Here is a 19933-nt window from a genome sequence, read left to right as displayed (position 1 = left end):
AAGCATGAGGCACCGGTTGCGTCGCACACTTGTACTTATTAAACATTACTCAGCAAAGCGAAGATTGTAGCCATGCCGGCGATAGCAACACATCTGCACATCCCCGGTTAATCCTCCCAAACCTTCAGGCCTTCGCTGCAATTGGCACAGATATCAATATTTTTCCTGCTCGTCATTAGCTCACGCCTGAATTGCTGGTAATTATCGTTGTGCCATACTTCTTTAAAAGATTGTGTTTTAAGATTGCCAAGGCGGTGCATTGCATCCTTATCAAAGCAGCACGGTACCACAAGCCCGTCCCACGTTATTACATTGGCGTGCCACAACTTCCAGCAATGGTTGTTGAGGCCGCTTTTGATCTTCATCCGGCCGTCTTTTCCTTTTTTATACCTGCTGTATTTTTCCAGCGAGGGAATAAGCTGGTTTGGATCAGTTTCATAGTCGTATACCTGCGCGGTTTTAAACCTCACCTGGTCAACCCCTACTTCTTTCGCAAGTTTTTTAATGTCTTCTATCTGGTGTTCATTCGGTTTTACAACCAGGAACTGGAAGAAGACAAAAGGAGTTTTACTTTTTAATTCCTTTTTCCATTTTACAATATTCCTCGCCCCTTCCAGTACTTTGTCTAGCTTTCCGCCTACGCGGTATTGCTGGTACACATCCTGCGTGGTACCATCTATAGATATAATCAAACGGTCTAAGCCGCTTTCCACCGTTTTACGGGCTTTCTCGTCTGTAAGGTAATGCGCATTGGTAGACGTGGCGGTGTATATGCCTTTGTCGTGCGCATATTTAACCATATCCAGGAAATCGGGATTCAGGAAGGGCTCGCCCTGGAAATAGAATATCAGGTAAAGCAGGTCTTTGTATATATCATCTATTGTTTCCCTGAAGAAGTCTTTTTTTAACATGCCGGTAGGCCTTGAAAATTCTCTCAGTCCGCTTGGGCATTCCGGGCAACGAAGATTGCACGAAGTTGTAGGTTCAAAAGAAATGGATAATGGAAAACCCCACTGTACAGGTTTGCCGGTTAGCTTGCTAAGCTGGAAACTGCCCATAACTTTTGCAGCATTCCATGCCCTGCGAAAGCTCAGCTTACCCAGCAGATTGATCGTATCGTTCCAGTTGAAATAAGGCATAAAGGCTGTAAAATTAAGCCGATAATTATAAATGGGTTTACGAATGGAGATATAGTTTCAGATTCACGTTCGATCCCCAAAGTTGCAGCAGTTGAAGAGTGCGACGCAACGATGCTTAATAGATATTCAACTGCCTGGTACCAAATTTTTTAAATATTGTTTTTTACGCGTACAGGAAACTAAAAAAGACCGTAAGCAAAAAGGCAGTTTGTTTGTTAACAGGCAACAGAACAGGTAGCATCGCCTGTTGTGTCACTCACTTGTGCGTTCGGTTATTTATGCAACTGAAGTCTCCGTCTCGGGCCTGCAGCATAAAGCACAACATCTTCTTAAACCCTGATATAGATTTTTCGCTTATTGAGCATGTAAGCTACAAGCCAATAAAAAGCGATCATACTAAATGCATAAACAAGAGACCCAACACGCAGGTCTGCAGCAATGTTTTTACAAATGTGTTCATAAAACCAGCCAAATGGTGAGGTATAAAGTGTTTTTCCATTGGCAGATAATCCATTGGGTATTCTTATAAGGCCAAGTAAACGGGGAAGAAAGCCACTCAGCACAAAGATGAAAAGCGGGTTTTTTCCAAAAGCGTCAAAAAAACTGCTCCACCACCCTTTCACATGTTTAAACTCAACAATATAAATCAGTATGCCCAATACAAGTATTGCAACACCTGTTGTGTAAACTGTAAAGCTGCTTGTCCAGATCTTTTTATTTAAAGGAAAAGAAAGGCTCCAGAACAAGCCGATAAAAGTTAACACCAGGCCGGCAATCAGCAGGCCCGAAAGCATTTCGTATGTTTTGCCTTTTTGCTGAATGTAGTGGCTAACGAGGTACCCAAAAATAACCTGCACAGCAGGAGTAATGGTGCTTATGATACCTTCAGGATCAAAAGGAATACCCTCTCCATGATACATATGAAGTTCACCGAGAATACTTTGGTCGATCGCTGTTCCAAAAAAACCTGTAATACTGTAAGGATCGCCGCTGCTTCCAAAAGCGAAGCAAAGTCCCCAATACACCAATAACAAGGCCGTACCAAAAATATAAGCACCTCTTGGTTTAAAGTAAAAGACTATGAAAGAGGCAATGCAATAGGCAATCGCAATACGTTGCAATACACCCAATATTCTTATGCCGTGCGGTATGCCGTTTGCGTCTGTCCATTCCCAGCTTTTTACAACCAGTTGGTTCTGCTGCCACATAAAAAACGGGCTCCAGTTTAGAAAAAGCCCTATCAGGAAAATTAATAAGGTTCGCCTTACTACTTTACGAATAAAATAAGCATTCCCCTGCACCTGCAAACGAGGCATTACAAAAGCCATAGCATTGCCTACCGCAAACAGAAAAAATGGAAAAACAAGATCGGTAGGTGTACAGCCATGCCAGGCCGCATGCTCCAGTGGTGCATATATATGGTCCCAGGAACCTGGGTTATTTACCATGATCATAAAAGCCACGGTAGCACCTCTGAAAATATCCAGTGAGTAATAACGCTCGTTCATGTAGCTAAAGATAAGTTCGTTTGCATAATACAGCCATTGGTTTTTAGCCCTCAGCGTCAATTGTTAAACCGTAGGAAGGGATAGTAAAATTCCTATCTTTGCCCCCATCATTTTGAACAATGGGTTTCCATATTGCTAACAGTTGAGTATCGGTCGAAAAGAGGCTGGTACTTTTTTGTATATGGGACTCAGGTGGCGGAGCTGTGTCTCTGTAAAAATGTATTTAAATTGTGTATGTATTGCTTTCCTGCATCATCTTTCTTCTTATAAAGACAATATGAAAAAGATCCTTTTAGTACTCGGGTTATTAGTGTTTTGTACTGTTATAGTAAATGCGCAAGGTTTATTAAACCAGGATCTCCGGCAGATTCGCATAGATCAACTCAGTGATGCAGACATATTAATGTATTACAATAAGGTACAGCAGGCAGGCATACCTATAGAACAGGCATACCAGATGGCTGCAGCCAAAGGCATGCCGGCACCGGAAATACAAAAACTGAAGCAAAGAATTCAGTTGCTAAATCCGGGTAATAAAATGAATAGCGGCAGAAATGGCTATAATAATACAGACACTATACCGCGCAGAGATTCCAGTCTTTACATGTACGATTCAATGCGCATTCCCAAACCTTTAATAGACCCCAGAATTTTTGGCTCTGAACTGTTTAATAACCAAACGTTGAATTTTGAACCAAACATCAGGCTAGCAACACCTATCAATTATACAGTGGGCCCGGATGATGTATTGGAACTCTCCGTATATGGTATGCAGGAAACAAATTTCTCTTTAACAGTAAATGCAGAAGGCTCTGTATCTATACCCAATGTAGGACAGATAAAGGTTTCCGGCTTGTCACTGGAAGAAGCCACACAACGCATAAAAATTGCCATGCAAAGAACTGTATATAGTTCGTTGCAAAGTGGCCGCTCCAAACTGTCTGTTACAATTGGTAATATCAGGAGCATTCGCGTTACAATTATAGGAAGCAATAAGCCAGGCAATTATACATTGTCGTCTTTAACAACAGCATTTAATGCATTGTTTATATGTGGGGGCCCTAAAGAAACTGGAAGCTTCAGGGAAATAGAATTAATAAGAAACAATAAAGTATTTAAAAAGATTGACCTGTACCGTTTCCTTGTAAACGGAGACCAGTCTGACAATGTTACTTTAAAAGACAATGATGTTATCAGAATTCCGTCTTACAAGTCAAGGGTAGATCTGCAGGGTTATGTAAAGCGACCGGGAATTTTTGAGTTGTTACCGGGAGAAACATTTAGCAATTTACTTGAGTTCGCTTCCGGCTTTGCAGACAGCGCGTATCGTTCTTCAGTGAAAGTAACACAGTTTACGGATAAAGAGTTTACAGTAAAAGATGTAAGCACTGACGCGTATAGTTCTTACACGCCACAATCCGGTGATAAAATTGAAGTATCAAAAATCCTTGACCGTTATTCCAACAGGATCAAACTTAGCGGCGCGGTTTTCAGGGAGGGTACATATGAGCTTGTAAAAGGCATGACTGTTGGAGACCTTATTAAAAAAGCAGATGGATTAAGAGAAGACGCTTACACAAGCCGCGGACAAATATTCAGGCTGAAAGATGATCTTTCAAAAGAACTCGTTTCATTTAATCCGCTGACCAATACAAACATATTGCTTAAGCGGGAAGATTCAGTTGTAATAAAATCGATCCTTGAATTAAGGGAGGATTACTATATCTCTGTCCAGGGAGAAGTTAGGTTACCCGGTTTTTACGAATACAATGATAGCCTTACACTAAAAGATCTCATAGTGCAATCAGGTGGTTTAACTGATGCAGCTTACCCCCAAAAAATAGAGATAGCAAGACTGATTCAGCGGGATACGCTGACATTTGCCGATGTAAGGGCAAGCGACATTATCGAAATTACCGGGATGGCCGATTTAGCCAGCGCTGAAAAAAATGTACTGCTAAAACCAAATGATGTTGTAACGATCAGGAGAAAACCCGGATTTCTAAAACTGGAGTCAGTAATGGTTTCAGGAGAGTTACAATATCCCGGGCCTTATGTACTGCAAAAAAGAGAAGAACGCGTAAGTGACCTTATTAAAAGAGCCGGTGGATTTACACCCGAAGCCTACCCGGCAGGTGCTTTTATTAAAAGATATAATCTTGATGATACAATTAGACTCATGCGTAAGCAAACGGTGCAAAACATTCAGCAGCAGCTAAGCCTTACCGATACATCATCAAGTATTGTAACAGAAAATTACGAGAGAGAATATGACCAGATTCCATTGAACCTGGCAAGAATATTATTAAAGCCGGGCTCACCCGAAGATGTGGTGTTGAAAGCAAGAGATCAGTTAATTATACCCAGATACACAGCGCAGGTTAAGATAAGCGGAAGCGTGCTGTTTCCTACACAGATTGCTTACAATGAAGAATACAATTTTAGAGATTATTTGTCGGCAGCGGGCGGCGTGTCAGATGTAGGCAGAAAGAAACGCATTTATGTTATTGCTGCAAACGGAAGAGCAAAATCAACCCGGTCGTTCCTTTTCTTTAAGAATTATCCTAAAGTAGAGCCCGGTTCGGAAATTATTGTACCACCCAAACAGGAACGTATGAGCAGGCTGTCAACCGGTGAAGTGATTGGTATAGCCAGCGCGCTTGCTTCGCTGGCTGGTGTTGTTATTGCAATATTGCGGTTGTAAAGTTTGAGAGCTTATTATATACACTGTGTTTGCACTGGAAAACGAATAATAATCCTCTAAAAAATACATATCAGATGTCGTCTGCGTCACAGGAAATCACATTAAAGGACTTTATTTACCAAACGCGTAGCTGGTTCAGGTACATTTTATCAAAGTGGCTGATTATAGTAATAATAGCAGCATGTGTAGCAGGCCTGGGTATTTTATATGCAGTCAAATCAGATCCTGAGTATACAGCTTCTGTAACATTTGTATTGTCCACCAATTCAGGATCATCTAACAGTCTTTTAGGGCTGGCTAGTCAATTCGGTCTTGATCTTCGCAGCGGTACTGAAGATGTTTTTGCGGGTGATAATATAATTGCGCTTATGAAATCGCGGAGAATGGTGCAGGAAACATTAATGAAAAAGCCAGCAGACGGCAAAACAACACTTTTGAATATTTTGGTTAAGGAAATGGAAATGGACGAAGCATGGTCTAATGATGACAGGCTAAAAAATGCCTTTCCTTTTCCGGATACGCGTAACCACATGACCCTGGTACAGGATAGTCTTTTTAGAGAAGTTTATTATATGGTCGTTGATAATATGCTTGACATATCAAAACCTGAAAAAAGCCAGAGTATTTACGCAGCAACGACAATTAGTACCAATGAAACTTTTTCATTCTATTTTACCAGGAATCTTGTAGATGCAACATCCGCCTTTTATATTAAGACCAAAACAAGTACAGCAAGGCAAAATCTTGATATGTTGCAGCGTGAGGCAGACAGTTTACGCAATATTTTGGGTAACGCAATCACAACAATAGGTGCAGAAACAGATAAAACATTCAATCTTAATCCTGCCTTCCAGGTGCAACGCTCAGGAATACAGCAGAATCAGGTGCGTGCTTCAGCACTGGGAACTGCCTATGGTGAAGTTTTAAAGAACCTGGAAATAGCAAAAATTTCTTTGCAAAAAGAAACACCTCTGTACCAGGTTATTGATGAACCGGTGTTGCCTTTAAAAATGTCGAGGGCATCGGTAATCATATTTTTTATTATTGGCGGAATGATTGGAGGGTTTATGATGGTTCTTTATTTAACAGTCAAAAGATTTTTCAAGAATATTTAAAACACTTTAAAAGACCGAGATGTTAGACTTAAATAACAAAAGCATTCTTATTACCGGGGGAACAGGTTCGTTTGGAAAAGCGTTTGTGCAAACAGTACTCGAAAGATGGCCCGGGGTAAAACGGCTGGTGGTTTATTCAAGAGATGAGCAAAAGCAATTTCAAATGGCGCAACAATATCCGCCGACAAAGTACCCGCAACTGCGCTTTTTTATAGGAGACGTAAGAGATTTTGATCGCTTAAAAAGAGCATTGCGCGGGGTAGATTATGTTATACATGCTGCAGCTATGAAGCACGTACCAATTGCGGAATACAACCCAATGGAATGTGTAAAGACAAACATACTAGGTGCCGAAAACATTATCAATGCCTGTCTCGAAACAGAAGTAGAAAAGGTAGTTGCTTTATCTACAGATAAAGCTGCTGCACCCATCAATCTCTATGGCGCTACAAAACTTGCGTCTGATAAACTTTTTATCGCAGCTAATAATATCAGGGGTTCTAATTCCATAAGCTTTTCTGTAGTGCGGTACGGCAATGTAATGGGTTCAAATGGTTCCGTAATCCCATTTTTTCTCAACAAGAAAAAAGAAGGCGTGCTGCCTATTACAGACCCTTCAATGACTCGTTTCAATATCTCTCTCGAAGAAGGTGTTGAAATGGTGCTACACGCACTCGAAACTGCATGGGGTGGAGAATTGTTTGTGCCAAAAATTCCATCATATAAGATCATGGATGTTGCACAGGCAATCGGCCCGGATTGTAAACACGAGATTGTTGGTATAAGACCAGGAGAAAAAATACACGAAGAAATGATCACTTCCTCAGATTCTTTTTCAACCTACGATCTGGGAAAATACTATGCTATTCTTCCGCAATTGCACAGGTGGTCCCTGGAAGATTTTATAACAACTTTTAATGCAAAAAAAGTAAAAGAAGGGTTTAATTACAGTTCTGGTCAAAACACAGAATGGTTAACAGTAGAAGAAATAAGATCACTTATAAAACAGCATATAGACCCTGATTTTATGCCCTGATTGATTCCTTCATTTAGTTAACAAAGCAAAGAGAAAAGTTGTAAGTAAGACATTTTTTTGGTGTGCTGCATTACTACTATCAACTCCTGTTGTGTCACTCACTTGTACAGCAGCAAATATTTCAACATGGTGCAACAGGTTTTTGTTTCAGCCTAAATTCAGGTGATCTAAGTTTTAACAAATGGGAAAAAAGGTATTAATAACCGGTGCAAGTGGGATGTTGGGTTTTACCATTGCCAGGGCATTTTTTGAAGATCATTACGACGTTTTAGGGATAGGGCGAAAAAAAATACCATCACCGTTTCCTTATACCCAGGCAGACCTGCTTAATGAAAATCAAATTACAGACACGCTTACAACATTTTCTCCAGACATCATTGTACACTGTGCTGCCAATGTAGACCTTCGAGATTGTGAGGAAAACAGGCCGTACACATATGCATTACATGTGAACAGTACAAGGAAGCTCGCTTCGTTCAGGCCCGGAAAGACCAGGTTTATTTACATTTCCACCGATTCAGTTTTTGATGGCCTGACAGGAAATTATAATGAAAAGGAAAAAACATCGCCGCTTAATTATTACGCTTCTACAAAACTGGAAGGAGAAACAGCTGCAACGCAATCCAATGCAGCCGCCATTATTATAAGAACCAATATATATGGTTTTCATACTAATCCGGAAATGGGCAACTCGTTGTTTGAATGGCTTTACAAAACCTTATCCCAAAATGCATCTTTACATGGGTTTACAGACGTTTGTTTTAACCCGCTTTATGTAAGCCAGGTTTTCGAAGTAATTAAAGATTGCCTTGCTGTAGAATTTAAAGGTATAATACATGCAGGCTGTAAAGATTTTATAAGCAAATACACTTTTGCCATACGTGTGGCAGCGCTATTTGGTTTTGACATAAGCCTGGTACAACCTGCGTCGTCGGCCATATTTCAATCTGTTATTCAAAGACCGGCCAATACTACTTTGAATGTTTCTTACCTGGAGTCGCTAACAGGTAAAGCATACAGTCTGGGCAGTGGTCTTGTTGCTTTGAAGGAGGATTTTTTACAAAGTGCCACGTAGGGCAATATGACAAGGTTCAGCTTTTTCAATTGTACAAAATTGTGTTATCAGTAGTTTGTTAGCCGGTGCCGAATTATTTGTTACAGTACAAGTGAGTGACACAACAGGCGATGATAGTAGCAATGTTGTTAAGTTCAAAAGATTAATAAAAATAAGATGGGTAGAACAACCGTAAAGACAATAAAAAATTAAACATGGAAAGTATACAAATCGGTAAAGAGCGTTTTACTAAAAATGGACCGCTATACTTTATAGCAGATATTGGCGCAAACCATGATGGAAGCTTAGAACAGGCATTTAAACTTATTGAACTGGCGAAAGAATCCGGGGCACATGCGGCAAAGTTTCAGAATTTTAGTGCTGAAAAGATTGTAAGTAAAAAGGGGTTTGAAGATATTGGACAATTATCTCACCAGGCGTCGTGGAAGAAGCCGGTTGTAGAAGTTTATAAAGATGCCAGCATACCGCACGAATGGACAATTGCATTAAAACAAAAATGTGAGGAAGTAGGCATCGATTATTTTACAAGTGCTTACGATTTTGAAGCGGTAGATTTTGTGGACCCGTATGTGGATATTTATAAAATTGGTTCAGGCGACATTACATGGGTACAGATACTTGAACACATTGCCACCAAGAATAAGCCGGTTATTATTGCAAGTGGTGCCTCGGAACTGTCAGATGTGGAGCGGGCAATGGCAGCATTGACAAAAAAAACTGATAAAATAGTATTGATGCAATGCAATACAAACTATACCGGCAGCGATGAAAATTTTAAATATATAAACCTGAACGTATTAAAAAAGTTTCGGGAAATGTACCCCGATGTTATATTGGGGCTTTCTGACCATACCCCGGGACATGCTACTGTATTGGGTGCAATAGCTTTGGGCGCAACCTTTATTGAAAAGCATTTTACTGATGACAATAACAAAATTGGCCCCGACCATAAATTTGCCATGAATCCAACAACCTGGAAAGAGATGGTACAAAGGTCTGCGGAGGTTTTCCTGGCACTGGGTGATGGTGAAAAGAGAATTGAAGCAAATGAAACAAAAACGGTTATGGTACAAAGAAGGGCGCTAAGGTATACAGCACCGTTACAAAAGGGCCATACACTAACTGCAGACGACGTGTTTCCGTTAAGGCCATATGCTGTACATGGGTTACACCCTTACGAGATAGGCAAACTTATTGGGAAACGCCTGGTAAAAGATGTAGACAAAGATCAGTTGACCACATTAAATGATTTTGAACAATGATAAAAGGAAAACTTACCGGATTAAGGGCTATTGAGCAAGAAGATTTAAACCAGTTGAAGGACTGGCGAAATCTTCCCCAATTTCGAAGAAACTTCAGAGAAGTACGTGAACTAGGAAGTCAAAGCCAATTAGCCTGGTTTAACTCTTTGCAAACAAACAGCAACAGGGATTTCATGTTTTCTATAGTTGAGTTAGAATCCGGTAAACTGATTGGCGCCTGTGGTCTGTTATATATAAACTGGATCATAAGATCTGCAGACTTTTCTTTTTATATAGGCAAGGATGAATTGTATATTGATGATGAAGGAATGGCATTAGATGCCGCCACCATACTAATAAACTATGGTTTCGAAAATTTGAATTTGCATAAAATCTGGATGGAACTATATGAATTTGATGAAAAGAAAATAAAGTTTTTCCAGCAAAATTTTAATTTTAAAACTGACGGCGTATTAAGGGATAACTGTTATGAAGATGGCCGATATTATAATTCATTAATTATTTCTTTACTTGCAACTGACAAATAATGGCGGAACAAACCAGGAACCTTGCAATTATACCCGCAAGAGGTGGAAGTAAAAGAATACCACGGAAAAACATAAAACTTTTTTTAGAGAAACCCATTATTGCCTATTCAATAGACGTGGCTGCTAAAAGTGGTTTATTTGATACGATAATGGTTTCAACAGATGATAATGAGATTGCCGGTATAGCTAAAAATTATGGAGCATCCGTTCCTTTTTTACGTAGTGCAGAAACCTCAAATGACCAGGCAACCACCATTGCTGTTTTGAAAGAGGTGATTATGCTTTATGCAAAACATGATACAACATTTGACAATATATGTTGTATTTATCCATGTGCACCTTTTATTACAAGAAAAGCTCTTGAAGAGACGTTTTCTCTGTTAAAACAGGGGCAGGCTGATACAATATTTCCGGTGGTGCGTTATGGTCATCCGATTCAACGGGCACTAAAAAAACAAGGAAATTATGTTTCGATGATTGATGAACAAAACATGACTGTAAGAACGCAAGACCTGGAAGCGAGGTATCATGATGCTGGTCAGTTTTATTGGCTTACGTCAGATGCCTTACATATGAAAGGCAGTTTGATTACCGATAAAAGTATTGGTTTTGAAATTGATGAGAATGAGACACAGGATATTGATAACGATACTGATTGGCGACTTGCTGAAATGAAATACACCTTATTGCATACCAACATTAAAAATTAAAATACTATTCAACTAAATTTTTGTGAAGCAGTCAATATTAACCCTCATCATCTGTATAATAGTGCTGGCATCCTGTAAAAAGGATGTTTCTTATAAATGGAATGAAGCACCGCACAATGCTTTTACAGATCTTATTTATTTTGACAACTTATACTATTGTACTTTTCGTGAAGCTTCGGGCCATGATAGCTATGACGGAAAGATCAGGGTAATCACATCGGAAGATGGTGTAGAGTGGAAAGATTTTGCATCTTTTGGAATCCGTAATAAAGACAGCAGAGACCCCCATTTTTTTTTAGATGATAATAACATTCTAACCATATCTACTAATGTAAGATCCAGGAACAACGACAAGCAAAATGTTTTATATAAGTTAACGGATGGAGGTTTCAGAGAATACAGCCCGGTGTATGTCGATAATGATTATTGGCTCTGGAGCTTTACAAAATTTCATAATAAACTTTATTCGATCGGTTATAACACGAAACAGTTTTGTTGCAGCAATGAAAACAGTAAAAAAGATAAGGTTCTTTTTTACCAGAATATAAATGCAGACTGCACAAATTTTAATCCGAATAAAATTGATGATGTAAGTAGCGGGTTTAATTGTACAACCGAAGCGTCCATCATATTTACCAAAGACTCAACGCTTATCTCGATTTTAAGGGATGAGAATGATGACTGGGGGTCACATATCGGCACTTCAAAATATCCTTTCACAACATGGAAATGGCAAAAATTTCCATATTATGTGAGAGGTCCAAAATTGTCATTGTTGCCGGACGGGAAAATTTTTCTTTGTGCTGCCTCAATGATAGAGTATCACAAAACATACTATGCAACAATTGACCCCAACAATTTCAAGGTTTTAAAAATTAATGAATTGCCATCCGGAGGTGATACAGGTTATCCGGGCGTTGTTGTAGAAGATACGACCGCGCTGATATCTTACTACTCATCTCATGAAGGCACCACCAAAATATATACTCAACGAGTGAAATTTTAGTAGCTCATTCGTAAGCGCTGTCTGATATAAAATCATGGTTGATTCTGCAGGTAAGATTTCCAAAGGGCTAATCAGTAATAAAAACATCAGGTTTATATCTTTCCGCTATTTGATTTATGCGGTACAGTTTGTAAACTCGATTTTTATTGCAAAATACCTCGGTCCATATCTTTTTGGAATCTGGGGATTTATATTGTTGGTTGTACAATACCTGACTCAAATAAATTTGGGTATTCCACACGCTTTAAATGTAAAACTTGCAACATTCGAGGGAAAGGACGGAACACAGCAGGTAAACAATTTTTCAAATGCGTTACTGCTTATGTTGCTGCATTCGCTGTTTATTTTTTTATTGATCTGCGCTTTATCTTTTACGCAGATTTCTATCCTCGTCAAATACAATTTTTATCAGTTCCTTTTTTTTGCAGGAATAATTGCAATACTTCAAAACCTCGGACTCGTTTTCGTCTGCATCTACCGAATAAAAAATTTATTACAACCAATAACGTTATACCAGGCTTGTGTGCCACTACTGTCTTTATTGGTATGTTTTTTTTGGGAGGGAGAAAAGCTTCTTTATGCACTGCTATATTCACAACTTTTAGCGTATATTTTTTGCCTCTTCGTTTTCGTTAAGCAGTCTCCTATTCAGATAAAGTTAAAGTATCAAAAGGATGTGCTTTTGTCATTGTTGAAAAGTGGGCTTGCCCTGCTGTTGTACTCAGCCAGCTTTTATTTCATCATGATTATCACCCGCACTTTTGTAAGCTATTATTACAGGGTTGAAGATCTTGGTTTTTTCTCTTTCGCTTTAAGTCTTGCACAAGCTGTTTTCCTCGCATTAGATACAATTTCTTTCCTAATATTCCCCAAACTTATCAACCGCTTTAAATACCAACAGGGAGCGCAACTTTATTCCCAGGTAGAAGTTGTAAGAAAAAATTACACGATAGCTGCTTACTTGTTAATTTTTGGCTTTATGCTTGGATTTCCTGTTGTAATGCTGTTTCTTCCTGAATATGCATCATCTTATAAATCTTTTGCATTACTTGCAATAAGTATGGCAATGCTTTCCAGCAGTTTTGGTATATCCACACTGCTTATTGCATTTAACAGGGAACTCCTACTGGGTAAAATAGCGTTTGCTGCACTGGCAATCAACTTTTTAATTGCGTGGATACTTGCAAAATTTTCTGTGTCTTTCTTTATGATAGGATTTGCCCCGCTGATAGCATATTTTGTTTACAGCCTTATGCTGGAATATTTTTATAATGCGATTTTTATTGAAAAAAAAAGAAACTTTTCTTTCAAGAGAGTTTTTAATTTCAGATTGTTAGTTCCTGCGCTTTTACTGCTTGCCGGGATACTTCTTGATATAGTGATGTTACAGCCATTAGCCTATGCACTACTACTTATATTGAATTATAGGGATATACTAGGCCTAAAAGAGCTGGCCATTACGCTCATAAAAAACCCATCTGTTTTTAAGATCTGATGAAAAAGAAAGTTAATGTATTTGTCTGCTCTAAACCGCTGCAGTATTTCAATGCCTGCAATATTACACCTGATAACAATTATAAAAACGTTCTTATAATAGAAAACCGTTTTAAAGACGCTTCAGCATTTTATCAATGTGTAAAAGAATATGATACCAGGTGGGAAGAGGTGTTGTTTAAAAATAATTACCAGGAAGTATTGTTTGTTGGTCTGTTTAAATTCAACATCATTAATCTTTACTTCTATCTCGACTGGCTTTTAATACCGGCGTTGATGTTGAAGATAATACCCTGTAAAAATCTATACGTGTATGAAGAGGGTATTGGAAGTTACAGGTCAGACATCTTTTCTGCCACGCCAAACTACCGGAAAAAAATAAGGAGTGCTGTTGGTGTCTCCGAGTATCCGGGTTTTCACAGTAAAGTGCGTGGTATGTATGTGTATTGTGGTAAATATTACAGCCAGAAGTTTCTTGCTTATTCAAAAAACAGAACATTGAATGTACTGGATTTTGATAAAAACTTTAATGAGATGATTGGTGATAATCTCAACGCGGCCCTCAAACTGTTTCAATTAGATTCAGCGTCTTTCGATTATTGCTGTAACAAGACAATTGCCCTATACATTTCTTCCTGGCCTTTTGATTATGCTTTTTTTGATACACTCAATTTAGATACCTACGATTATTGTCTTGTAAAGCCACATCCACATATAACAGACCTACAGCTGGGTGATAGAAGTGACAAAAAAATTAAGGTTGTTGATTCGGGAATTTTAGCAGAGTTCCTGGTACAATTAATAATCGACAGGGCAGCAGCTGTAGATATTTATCATTATAACTCCACCTCTCTGATCTATCAAAAGCAACATTCCAAATTGAGAAAAATTATTAACCTCGCAACAAACACCGCAGATTACGATATAATAAGCAGCAATTTGAAAAGCTGTTGCGGTTTGTGATTACCGGAGCATGTTGGAATCAATTTTGCATAATAATTTTTACAATGCTTTTCAGTCTGGCATTTATAATTTATCAAGCTGTTATGCCCCGGGGTTTGCTGAGCAGAGATCTCAATGTACAAGAGTGCGACGCAACGGAAGCCCAATAAGGCACAGCAGCCGGCTCCAAAAGTTTATTCATTACTTATTTAACCTGTAAGCGATGTTACTAAAAGTTCGTTACATATTTACTGTATTATTCTTCTTTACTATACAAGTTTGTAAGGGACAACATGGGTATAAAGAATATGAACGTTTTGGCGATCTTGATACGGTTGCAAAACCTGACATGACGAAATGGGCTTTGCAACAGGACGAAATCATAATATCGGCGGTAAATTTAAACGAAAGAGTACCATACAAGAAACAACCAGCACAGGGAAAAGATGCAGCTATATTGGCAAGTGCATGGAAAGGGGAAAACGTTAGTTACGAATTGGTAGTTAGCACCAAACGAAAAATTAACAGGCTAAATGTTTCCATAACGGATTTTAAAAGTATAGACAACAAGGTAAAGGTAATTGATAGGGAGATGTGCAGTGTTGGGTATGTTCATTTTGTTTTGGCAGACAATTCCAGGGGCGTATGCAAAAAGAAAGAGTTCGATTATGAAAAAGTAATTCTTCCGGACATTATTGATTTTAATTCATCTGCTACCAGTGCTGAAGCTTTTAGTAACAGCCCAATTTGGGTTAAACTTCGTGTACCGGCAAACACTGCCGCCGGAAGATATAAAGCAACGATTACTGTTTCATGTGATGGTCAGATCTTTAAGAAGAATCTTTCACTAGTCGTTCTTAACGGAAAAATGCCGGCACTTTCCAATAGGAAATTTTTTCTGGATCTCTGGCAATACCCGCTGGCAGAAGCAGATTATTACAAGGTTAAACCCTGGTCGGATGAGCATTTTGAATTACTTGGGCAGGAAATAAAACAGTTGTCTGAAGCAGGTCAGAGGGTGATTACTACAAGTTTTTTCTGGGATGTTTTCAATCCGGCGGTGCGGCCAGCAGATGAAATGATGATTAAAGTAGTTAAAACAAAAGAGGCAAAATGGGAATACCATTTTGAGAATTTTGACCGTTGGGTAACATTCATGATGACACATGGTATAAAAAAGCAAATCACCTGTTTTGGAATTGCTCCGCTTAATTACAGGTATTATTATTTTGACGAGTCAAAATCGGAGGTCACATATTTCTCGCAGGCAGTGAATGGAACAGATTATAAGAATTTCTGGACCAATTACCTGCGGGCATTTGAACAACATTTAAAAAGCAGGGGTTGGTTTGAAATTACCACTTTAGGTATAGATGAAAAGGAATTAAGTGTTTTAAACAGCTTAATTGATTTTATAAAGTCCGTAAATCCTGAATGGAAGATATCCCTTACCGGAAAGTATTTTCCTGAAATTGAGGATAAAGTATATAATTACTCCGTCATATCAAATCAACAGGTACCATTAGAGGTTTTAAACAGCCGTAAAACAAAAGGATTTATTACTACATACTATACCAGTTGTTGGGAAATATTTCCTAATACGTTTGTAATGTCTGACCCGGCAGATGCCACCTGGCTTAGCTGGAATGCGGCAAACAGGAATATGGACGGATACCTGAGATATGCTTATGATTATTGGGGTAAAAATGTTTTAACAGACACCAGGAGCAACTTTGCAAGTGGGGATAACTTCCTGGTATACCCGTACGGCAATAGTTCTATCCGTTTCGAAATGCTTATAGATGGAATAGAAGACTACGAAAAAATTGAAAAGAAACTACAAAACAACAAGACTGCAAAAGGACAACAGCGATTGGAGCAGCGCCTTGCCGAATTTGACTTTAAAAAAGTAAATGCTCAAAAATCGCGATACGAACAGGTGATACAGGCGAGGGAAACTTTATTAAAATAGTTCGGGGCTTATAAACCGGAATATCAGATTAAGCTGATGAATATACTGATAGTTAATGGAAGCGCAGATATGTATGGGGCAAACAGAATTCTGCTGCAATGCATACGACTTTTTTATCCCAGGAAAATATTTTTGATAGTACCTGCCCAGGGTTTGCTAACTGAAGCTATTGAGAAACAACCTACCGATTACCGACACGTTGAAGTGATTGTCTTCAATGATATGCCATTACTGTATAGGGGAATGGGGCTGCAGGGAGGATTAAGCTTAATGCAAAAATTTATACGCTTTAAAAAATTCATAAGGCGACTGAAGGTTGATAAACAAATACAATGGGCTTATATCAATACATTGTCTTGCCTGGTGCCGCTGAAGGCTGTGAAAATGTGCGGCGTTAAATCACTGGTTCATATTCACGAAATTCTGGAAAATGATAGGTTATTAACAAGAGGCATTAACCGGTACGGGCTCAAATGGTCAGATAAAATAATTGCCGTCTCTAAACCTGTAAATGAAAACCTTTCTGAAGTTGCTACGAAAGCTGAAAAAAAGAAAGTAGTAACGGTGCTTAATGGAATCAGTGACATGTATTTGCCACAAACAGAACACCGTTCCCAAGAGCAAAGCAAAATTGTTGTAACTCTTTTTGGTAGAATTAAACCGGAAAAAGGAATATGGTTTTTTCTGGATGCTGTTAATGAGCTCTCTCCTGCATTTGTTGAACGGTGCGCTTTTCATATTATAGGAAGTGCTGCACCCGGCGGTGAACAAATGGTAACAAAACTGAAAGAGGATATAAAAGGTCACAGATATGCATCACACATCAGTTTTCAAACCTTTATTCCGGATATAAGGGAGAAGCTAAACCAAACTGATATAGTGGTAGTGCCATCCCTGATGCGTGATCCATTTCCTACAACTATACTTGAGGCGTTGAGTGCTGCAAAACCAGTTATTGCTACCAAAACCGGGGGAGCTGTTCAGTCTGTGCAAGACCAGGTCACCGGTTTTTTAATTGATGCCGGAAATACTGCTGCGTTTTCAGGCGCAATGCAAAAGCTCATTGAATCAAAAAATTTACGCACAACGATGGGTGACGCGGCAAGAAAAGCATTTCAGCAGAAATTTACAAACGCCATTTTCGCGCAAAACTTCATGGCGGAAATAGAATCTTTTGAATTGGCATTGCAAGCCTGAATTTATGCTCTCACTATCAGCAGAAAAATATAAACAGTACAAAGAATTTGTATTCAGGAGGGTGATAAATATCTCACTTGTAATCCTGTTTTTTCTTATTTCTTCAAACAGGCTTTTTCCTATTCCTATTGACAAGGTCACGCTTCCTTTTTTTATTGCAGCTGTTTTACTAGTGGCAGGAGGCACCTTCAGTCTTTTAAAAACCGAATTCTTATCCCTGATCATTTTTATGATCTCTTGCATGCTGAGTATAGCCGCAAATATTACCTCATTTTCCCCAATCATAGTTTTTCCCGCACTTGGCCTGTTATTCAGTTTTGTAGTGTCTAAGAATGTAAGGACATTATTATTGCTTTATCAGAGTCTCTTGATTCATATCATATTGGGAATAGTATTGTGGGTGGCATCTTATATTCAGGGTATGAATGACTACGTATCTTCTATGGGTGCAAAGGGGTTACCATTTTTACATGAAGCAAAAGGCTTTACAGCAACTGTTCAAACATTTGGCACGCTCTGTATAAGCTGGCTGCTTTTATACGAGTTAAAGAAAAAGGAAACTGGTATCGGAAGATGGGACAAATTCTTCTACAATATAGTAACCATTGCCATATTAATAACGTTTAACCGGGCTACATACCTTGCCTATTTCGCGTACCTGTTTTTTACACACAAAAAGCTCTTGATTTTTTATTGCCTGCTACTTTCTGTTTTTGTGATATATTTTATTGATAGTATAATGCTTTTATTTTTAAACGTAACAAGTTTAGATGCCCGAAGTGACTTACTTGAAGGTTTTGAAAAGTCGTACCTGGACAGTCACTCAATACTTATCTGGCTTTTTGGCCGTGGAAACAATTCCATACCTGCTAATATTTTGCAAAACGTTACGATTTATTATCGAAGTGATATTGAAAACGGTCATGCAATGTTGCTGCATACCTACGGGCTGTTTGGTTACGTACTTTATATAACAGGAAGCTTGTATTTCACTATATCTACTTTTTTAAAACGAAGGGACTATTTCTTTACCTGTTTTTGTATACTCTATCTTGTTTTGCTACCTTACATAACCCAGGAGTACATGTCTACAACCTTATATATATTTCTCTGCGTTATTTTTTTTCGTGGTAAGCAACTAAAATCCCGTTATTCCATAAAAGATTCTTTAAACTAATGGTAAAGGTTGCAATTATTGGTACTGTTGGAATTCCGGCTAAATATGGTGGCTTTGAAACGCTTGCCCAACAACTGGTTGAAAATCTGAACAAAGATGATATTAAGTATACTGTTTATTGCAGCGGAACGGCATATAAAAAAAGTAACCGCTTAAAGAATTACAAAAATGCCAGCCTGATTTATTTACCTGTAGATGCAAATGGTGCGTGGAGTATATTATATGATCTCATCGCTATCCTGCACGCATTGCGTAAGAACAATACTTTACTAGTACTGGGTGTATCAGGTCTTATATTTCTGCCGGCGATAAAACTGTTATGGAAAAAGAAAAATTTTGTTGTTCATATTGACGGACTGGAATGGAAGCGGGAGAAGTGGAATAAATTGGCGAAAGCCTTTCTTAAGTTTTCTGAAAAGATTGCAGTCAATTACGCAGATATTACAATTGCAGATAATCTGGCAATCCGGGAATACATTACAAAAGAATACAAAAAAGATTCTGCACTAATTGAATATGGAGCCGATCATGTGAATACACCTCACACTGTTGTAAAAGAAAACTATGCTTTTGGAGTTTGCAGAATTGAACCGGAAAACAATGTACACATTGTCTTGGAAGCCTTCAGCCAAATGCCAGACAAACGCCTTATTATGGTAGGAAACTGGAACAACAGTCAATATGGTTTAGCACTCAGGCAGCGCTTTGACGGTTATAGTAATATAACAATGCTGGATCCCATTTATGAGCAGGAAAAGCTTGATGTACTAAGAAACAGCTGTATGCTTTATATGCATGGTCATTCGGCAGGCGGAACCAATCCTTCATTAGTGGAAGCAATGTACATGGGGCTGCCAGTAGCAGCTTACGATGTGGTGTATAACAGGTACACTATGGAAAATAAAGGCTTTTATTTTTCAGGGCCTGAAGAATTAAGAAGTGTTGTAATTACAATCACACCCCACACCCTTCAACAGAATGCCCTGGACATGAAATGCATTGCCCATAAAAGGTATAGGTGGGCGGTGATTGCAAAAAAATATGAGCAGCTGTTTACCACAAAATAATC

16 protein-coding genes are annotated in these 19933 nt (G+C 38.7%); 14 read left to right on the top strand and 2 right to left on the bottom strand.

The genetic code is table 11. The features are described from left to right. Positions 1–107: 107 nt before the first annotated feature. Together I5907_RS05845 and I5907_RS05840 are read right to left on the bottom strand one after the other, a co-directional pair. Positions 108–1139: an SPASM domain-containing protein gene (locus tag I5907_RS05845; RefSeq protein ID WP_196989782.1), complete on the bottom strand. Its 1032-nt coding sequence runs from the start codon at positions 1137–1139 to the stop codon at positions 108–110. Between the two features lie 329 nt (positions 1140–1468). Then, positions 1469–2647 carry an acyltransferase family protein gene (locus I5907_RS05840; protein WP_196989781.1) on the bottom strand — a complete coding sequence of 393 codons (1179 nt, stop codon included), beginning with the start codon at positions 2645–2647 and terminating at the stop codon, positions 1469–1471. A 277-nt stretch (positions 2648–2924) separates the two neighbouring features. Here I5907_RS05840 and I5907_RS05835 point away from each other — a divergent pair, with 277 nt between their 5' ends. From I5907_RS05835 to I5907_RS05770, 14 genes are all read left to right on the top strand, one after another. Beyond that, positions 2925–5351 carry an SLBB domain-containing protein gene (locus I5907_RS05835; RefSeq protein WP_196989780.1) on the top strand — a complete coding sequence of 809 codons (2427 nt, stop codon included), beginning with the start codon at positions 2925–2927 and terminating at the stop codon, positions 5349–5351. A 74-nt stretch (positions 5352–5425) separates the two neighbouring features. Further along, positions 5426–6466: a Wzz/FepE/Etk N-terminal domain-containing protein gene (locus I5907_RS05830; RefSeq protein ID WP_196989779.1), complete on the top strand. Its 1041-nt coding sequence runs from the start codon at positions 5426–5428 to the stop codon at positions 6464–6466. Between the two features lie 19 nt (positions 6467–6485). Next, positions 6486–7502 (top strand): UDP-N-acetylglucosamine 4,6-dehydratase (inverting), encoded by a 1017-nt coding sequence (gene pseB, locus I5907_RS05825; RefSeq protein ID WP_196989778.1) that lies wholly within the window; start codon positions 6486–6488, stop codon positions 7500–7502. Between the two features lie 181 nt (positions 7503–7683). After that, the gene (locus I5907_RS05820; RefSeq protein WP_196989777.1) at positions 7684–8577 is read left to right on the top strand and encodes an SDR family oxidoreductase; all 894 of its coding nucleotides are present in this window, start codon (positions 7684–7686) and stop codon (positions 8575–8577) included. Positions 8578–8771: 194 nt separating this feature from the next. After that, positions 8772–9839, top strand: a complete 1068-nt coding sequence (locus I5907_RS05815; protein ID WP_196989776.1) for an N-acetylneuraminate synthase family protein — start codon at positions 8772–8774, stop codon at positions 9837–9839. Continuing rightward, entirely contained in the window at positions 9836–10366 is a 531-nt protein-coding gene (locus I5907_RS05810) for a GNAT family N-acetyltransferase (RefSeq protein WP_196989775.1), read from the top strand. The genes I5907_RS05815 and I5907_RS05810 overlap by 4 nt, the downstream gene beginning before the upstream one ends. Beyond that, positions 10366–11076, top strand: a complete 711-nt coding sequence (gene pseF, locus I5907_RS05805; RefSeq protein ID WP_196989774.1) for a pseudaminic acid cytidylyltransferase — start codon at positions 10366–10368, stop codon at positions 11074–11076. Before I5907_RS05810 ends, pseF begins: the two co-directional genes overlap by 1 nt. 22 nt (positions 11077–11098) lie before the next feature. Beyond that, entirely contained in the window at positions 11099–12082 is a 984-nt protein-coding gene (locus I5907_RS05800; protein ID WP_196989773.1) for a hypothetical protein, read from the top strand. Positions 12083–12116: 34 nt separating this feature from the next. Then, positions 12117–13577 (top strand): oligosaccharide flippase family protein, encoded by a 1461-nt coding sequence (locus I5907_RS22020; protein WP_196989772.1) that lies wholly within the window; start codon positions 12117–12119, stop codon positions 13575–13577. Continuing rightward, positions 13577–14539, top strand: a complete 963-nt coding sequence (locus tag I5907_RS05790; protein WP_196989771.1) for a hypothetical protein — start codon at positions 13577–13579, stop codon at positions 14537–14539. Before I5907_RS22020 ends, I5907_RS05790 begins: the two co-directional genes overlap by 1 nt. 202 nt (positions 14540–14741) lie before the next feature. Continuing rightward, entirely contained in the window at positions 14742–16490 is a 1749-nt protein-coding gene (locus I5907_RS05785; RefSeq protein WP_196989770.1) for a DUF4091 domain-containing protein, read from the top strand. A 132-nt stretch (positions 16491–16622) separates the two neighbouring features. Further along, positions 16623–17687 (top strand): glycosyltransferase family 4 protein, encoded by a 1065-nt coding sequence (locus I5907_RS05780; RefSeq protein ID WP_196989769.1) that lies wholly within the window; start codon positions 16623–16625, stop codon positions 17685–17687. Between the two features lie 4 nt (positions 17688–17691). Further along, a complete protein-coding gene (locus I5907_RS05775; RefSeq protein ID WP_196989768.1) occupies positions 17692–18864 on the top strand; it encodes a hypothetical protein in 1173 nt (390 codons plus the stop codon). After that, complete coding sequence (locus tag I5907_RS05770; protein WP_196989767.1) at positions 18864–19931, top strand: DUF1972 domain-containing protein; 1068 nt, start codon at positions 18864–18866, stop codon at positions 19929–19931. The genes I5907_RS05775 and I5907_RS05770 overlap by 1 nt, the downstream gene beginning before the upstream one ends. The last annotated feature ends 2 nt before the right edge of the window (positions 19932–19933 follow it).

The organism is Panacibacter microcysteis, from assembly GCF_015831355.1.
Classification (GTDB): Bacteria; Bacteroidota; Bacteroidia; order Chitinophagales; family Chitinophagaceae; genus Panacibacter; species Panacibacter microcysteis.
The sequence above is the reverse complement of the archived record's forward strand: the minus strand, read 5'-3'. Positions and strand labels throughout refer to the sequence as shown.